The 4,923-nt window shown below is 38.5% G+C and carries 5 protein-coding genes; 3 read left to right on the top strand and 2 right to left on the bottom strand.

Annotated elements, in window-relative coordinates:
• Both M901_RS08505 and M901_RS08500 read right to left on the bottom strand, forming a co-directional pair.
• On the bottom strand, positions 1–686 hold a 686-nt coding region (locus M901_RS08505), incomplete at its 3' end, for a class I SAM-dependent methyltransferase (RefSeq protein WP_021277783.1).
• Between the two features lie 24 nt (positions 687–710).
• A complete protein-coding gene (locus M901_RS08500) occupies positions 711–998 on the bottom strand; it encodes a hypothetical protein (RefSeq protein ID WP_021277782.1) in 288 nt (95 codons plus the stop codon).
• 52 nt (positions 999–1,050) lie between these two features.
• Here M901_RS08500 and M901_RS08495 point away from each other — a divergent pair, with 52 nt between their 5' ends.
• From M901_RS08495 to M901_RS08485, 3 genes are all read left to right on the top strand, one after another.
• Entirely contained in the window at positions 1,051–1,920 is an 870-nt protein-coding gene (locus M901_RS08495; RefSeq protein WP_021277784.1) for a hypothetical protein, read from the top strand.
• Positions 1,921–2,026: 106 nt separating this feature from the next.
• Entirely contained in the window at positions 2,027–3,712 is a 1,686-nt protein-coding gene (gene ettA / locus M901_RS08490; RefSeq protein ID WP_021277781.1) for an energy-dependent translational throttle protein EttA, read from the top strand.
• 9 nt (positions 3,713–3,721) lie between these two features.
• The gene (locus tag M901_RS08485) at positions 3,722–4,831 is read left to right on the top strand and encodes an aspartate kinase (RefSeq protein ID WP_021277785.1); all 1,110 of its coding nucleotides are present in this window, start codon (positions 3,722–3,724) and stop codon (positions 4,829–4,831) included.
• Positions 4,832–4,923: the final 92 nt, after the last annotated feature.

Genomic DNA, 4,923 nt, shown 5'->3' with positions numbered 1-4,923 from the left:
GTATAAGAGAAGAGGTTGAGAACATCTTTACCTTCAATATTCTTTCCAACTCTTTCACGAATTGCGGCCATATCTGTGTAAATACCAATGTCATAATATTTATTAAACTTCACATGGTATTTCACACCATACTCAGTGAGAACGATATTTTCCTCTTTCTTTCTCTTGTCTGTTGCACAGTAGAATTCTTTTTCCTGGTTAAGATTTCTCTTTTGTACCCATAGGGTTTCATTAGGAAATTTTTCCGCAATAATACGAACGACATCTTTTTCAAAATGATTCCAAAAGTCTGCATAGAATTGAATGAGAATTTGATTCGCTAATTTGATAACAAAGAGTCCTGGAAGTTCATCGGCCTCTCCAAAGCAAAGATAGTAGTTCTCTCTATCAAAGTTTGATTGTGGTCTAAGCTCAATAGAGCGGTAGAGCCTTCCCTTTAGAGCGTAAACAAATTCCTTATCTTCAATAAGTGACTTTTCGCTAATATCCCAAACTCTAGCCTTCACATTCGGGTGGTTCGGATCATTAAGGAGTACGACAAAATTCTTCTCATCTAATCGAGATCTTAGAAATTTAGCTCCCTTTGGAAATTTTGCTGAAAAACGATCGAGGGTAATCCAAGGATGTCCTTTCTTTATATGCTTAATACTAGCTGGATGGATTTCAACTCTAGGTGTTCTTGCCATTGGGATTTCTCTACTTAATGATCGCTACTGACTTTCGCCAAGCTTTTCGCGATATTGGATATTATTTTCTAGGATGAGAAGCAGTTTGTTTGTAATTTCAAAAGGGTTTGCTAAGTCCATGATCCCATACTCTTGGAGTCTAAGCTTTTCTTCAAGGCTTAACTCTTCATAGGGATTAAGTTCTTGGCAAAATAGCTGAAGCTCTTCTAGGGCCTGATCATCAATATAGAAATCCGGATGATTTCTTACATCTGACTCATTTGCCACAGAGACACTATTTCGTTTCTGAATTTTATTAACTTCATGCTTCATAAAAATTGTTATTCCATTAGATCAAAGTTACGTCAAGAAGTAGGAGTTGATTATGGAAATTATGCTATATCCCTTACTTATTCTTTTATCGTTGTGCATTAAGGATAGTTTTATTGATAAACTATTTCATGTGAAAAATCAATTACTTAGAGTTCTCGAATCTCAATACTCTAAGGGACAGCGCCTCTATGGGCAGATTATGTTTTTGCGAGCGGATAGTTCTTTAAATGAGCTTCAGAGCTATAAATTCTTCAATGATCTGATCTCTGACATCCTCAACTTTTCAAATACTTATGGTTCCCCACTACAGGCACCTCGCGATGTCATCAAATCATCGCTACTTAAGGATCTGTCTAGGCAAAAGAAAATGGGGGAGTTGATAAGCTCCTCTCTTGGCCAGTTCTTCGTTGCGGCCATGATCACTTGGGCATTTCTCTTTTATAGTGCTTCGATACTAAGCTTTCAGATTTCCTACTTCTTCATTGTGCCTATTGTTATTTGGCAAGTATTCGGTTTAATCACATTCCTTTGGCTTCATAAGAAGCTCTATCACAGAGATCTCGCCGTTTTCGAAATGGCCTTCAAGTCTATTTATCGATTAAAGCTTCTTTTTCAAATTGGCATCGGCGTCAATGAGGCCATTGAAAAGTCGAATATCCTGTCACTCTATGAGTCTAGCCAAGGTAAGCTTAGGACTCATTTATCACGTTTGGAGAGCATTCTTGAGCAAAGAAAAGAAAGGGGGGAGCCTGTTGAAGAGGAGATGACACTCTTTACCAATGAAATCTGGGAGCTCTTTGATTTTGAGGCCGAGAAAATGGAAAAGAGGGTGACAATTTTAAGGTTTTTATGGCTCTGCCTTTTTTATTTCTCTGTCTATCTTATTGCAGTATTTCTCTTTTTAACAAAGATGAGTTTTTAACAGAGCAGACGCGTCAGTTCGGTGAGATTTGATTGAAATTCCTTGGTGTTATAGGTATTTTAGAGGTGTTTAAATTAATACAAATAATCGAACTGGAGAATTATAAATGGGCTATCAAAACGATAAGCAAATTATTTACTCAATGAACAGAGTTGGAAAAGTTTATAAGAGTAAACACGTACTAAAGAATATTTCACTTTCATATTTCTATGGTGCCAAGATTGGTGTTCTAGGTCTTAACGGTGCTGGTAAATCAACACTGCTAAAAATTATGGCCGGACTTGATAATGATCACCTAGGTGAAACTCACTTAGCGAAGGGTTATACAGTTGGTTACTTAGAGCAAGAGCCAAAACTTGATCCAGAAAAAACAGTGAGAGAAATTGTTCAGGAAGGGTGTCAAGAAGTCGTTGATATGCTTAAGCAGTTTGAAGAAATGAGTATGAAGTTCTCTGAGCCAATGAGTGATGATGAGATGAATGATCTTCTTGATAAGCAAGCTAAACTACAAGATAAGTTAGATGCTTCAAATGCATGGGATCTTGATAGTCGTCTTGAACTTGCAATGGAAGCTTTAAATTGTCCACCTTCAGATCAAAGATGTGGTGTTCTCTCTGGTGGGGAAAAAAGAAGGGTTGCTCTTTGTCGACTTCTTCTTCAAGAGCCAGAAATTCTTCTTCTCGATGAGCCAACAAACCACCTTGATGCTGAAACAGTATGGTGGCTTGAGAGACACTTACAACAATATAAAGGGACAGTCATTGCTGTAACACACGATAGATACTTCCTAGATAATGTTGCGGGTTGGATTCTTGAACTCGATAGAGGAGAGGGGATTCCATTTGAAGGTAACTATACAGATTGGCTAGATACAAAGGCCAAGCGTCTCGCTCAAGAAGAGAAGACTGAGTCTAAGAGACAAAAGGCCATGAAAGAAGAGCTCGAGTGGATTAGATCTTCTCCTAAAGCACGTCAGGCCAAATCGAAGGCCCGTATTAAGGATTATGAAGAAAGAGCTAAACACTCTGTTGAAAAGAGAAATGAAACTAATGATCTTTTCATCCCACCAGGTCCAAGACTTGGAAATAAAGTTATTGATGCCCAAGGTGTTTCTAAAGCCTTTGGTGATAAACTTCTCTATGAAAACCTTGAGTTTAAGCTTCCTCCTGGAGGTATCGTAGGGATTATCGGGCCAAACGGTGCTGGTAAGACAACTCTTTTCAAAATGATTACAGGCCAAGAAGCTCCAACGACAGGAACATTTGATGTTGGTGAAACAGTAAAGCTTGCTTACGTTGACCAAGGTCGTGATCTTGATCCTAATCAGACAATTTACGATGTTGTTGCTGATGGAACTGAATTTATTAAATTAGGCGAACAAGAAGTTAATTCAAGGGCCTATATTGCTAAGTTCAACTTCTCTGGTGAAGATCAAAAGAAGAAAGTATCGGAACTCTCTGGTGGGGAAAGAAATAGAGTTCACCTGGCCAAAGTTTTAAAAGAGGGTGGAAACGTTCTTTTACTGGATGAGCCTACAAACGACCTTGATGTAAATACTCTTCAAGCGCTTGAGAAGGCCCTTGTTGATTATGCAGGTTGTGCGGTTATTATTTCCCACGACAGATTCTTCCTCGATAGACTTGCAACTCATATCCTTGCCTTTGAAGGAGAAGGAAATGTTGTATGGTTTGAAGGTAACTTCGAAGAATATGAAGAAGATAAGAAGCGTCGTCTAGGAGAGAATGCAATCAATCCTAAGCGTTACACTTATAAGAAACTCACTAGAGATTAAGGTAAAGTTTTGACTCAAGTATATAAGTTTGGTGGTAGTACTATTCGAAGCGCAGAAGCGCTTCGAAGTATTGCCAATATTATCAATTCCTCGCAAGACTTGTCAGTTGTCGTTTTATCGGCAACTCATAATACGACAAATGAGCTTGAAGAGATTGCTGCGGCTGCAGTTCGCTCTATTGATGATGCTCAAGAACTTATAGAGAATCTCTTAGATAAGCATTATAAGCTAACGGATGATCTCGAGATTACGGAGATTGTAAAAAATGATCTTGAGTCTTTAAAAGAAGAACTTCTCAATTCAGTCAATGATGTTCAGAGAATGGGCGGATTAAATGCTCAATTAATGGATGCTATTTATTCAATTGGTGAACGCGCTTCCTCTGCTATTCTCTTTCATTTCTTAGATCAGAAGTTCCATGGGAAGCAGTATCAGTTTCTCGATGCCAGAGATATTGTGGTAACGAATAATAAATTCTCATCAGCTTCACCGCTGTTTTACGAGATAAATGAGAGACGCTCTCTAATTGAGAAGGACAAGGTTTATATTACCCAAGGTTTTATTGGTAAAGACCTGGCCGGAAATACGACGACCCTCGGTCGAGAGGGTTCTGATTACACTGCAGCAATTCTTTCTTGGGCCATTAGCGCTGAGAAACTCGTTGTTTGGAAAGATGTTGATGGCATCTTTCAATGTGACCCTAAAGTCTATTCTGACGTAAAGATTTTGGAAAAGCTCTCTTATGAACAAGCTGAGTTGTTAACGGAGAAAGGGGCGAAGGTTCTCTTTCCTAGAACAATGGCCCCTTTAAGAGAAAGGTCTATCGAGCTAATCGTAAAGAGTACTTTTAATCCTACTGGAGCGGGAACTAAAATATCGCTAGAAGAAAGTGACGGCGCAATTGGAATCACAACTCGCTTAGATGAGGGAGCGATGATTATCTCATTATTAAGTAAAGAGATCTTTAAAAACTTCAATCATCAGTCTTTTCTTAAACTATTAGAGCAGCATGAAGTCCAGGCGCAAGTCTTTGAACACTCTCAGAGTGTTTTTGCTGTCTCTATCCAGCCTGAGGATAAGAATCGAGTTGTATCACTTTTTGCGAAGAATTCCCTATAGTCTCTTTCTTATAGAGAGTTGAATAGATCGGAAGAGCTTTTTCACAACCTTTAACTTCTATAATCTCAGAAACCTCTTTCTTTTCTAAGAAA

The sequence above is a fragment of the Bacteriovorax sp. DB6_IX genome, from assembly GCF_000447775.1.
Lineage (GTDB): Bacteria > Bdellovibrionota > Bacteriovoracia > Bacteriovoracales > Bacteriovoracaceae > Halobacteriovorax_A.
This window is presented reverse-complemented; position numbering and strand designations above follow the sequence as displayed.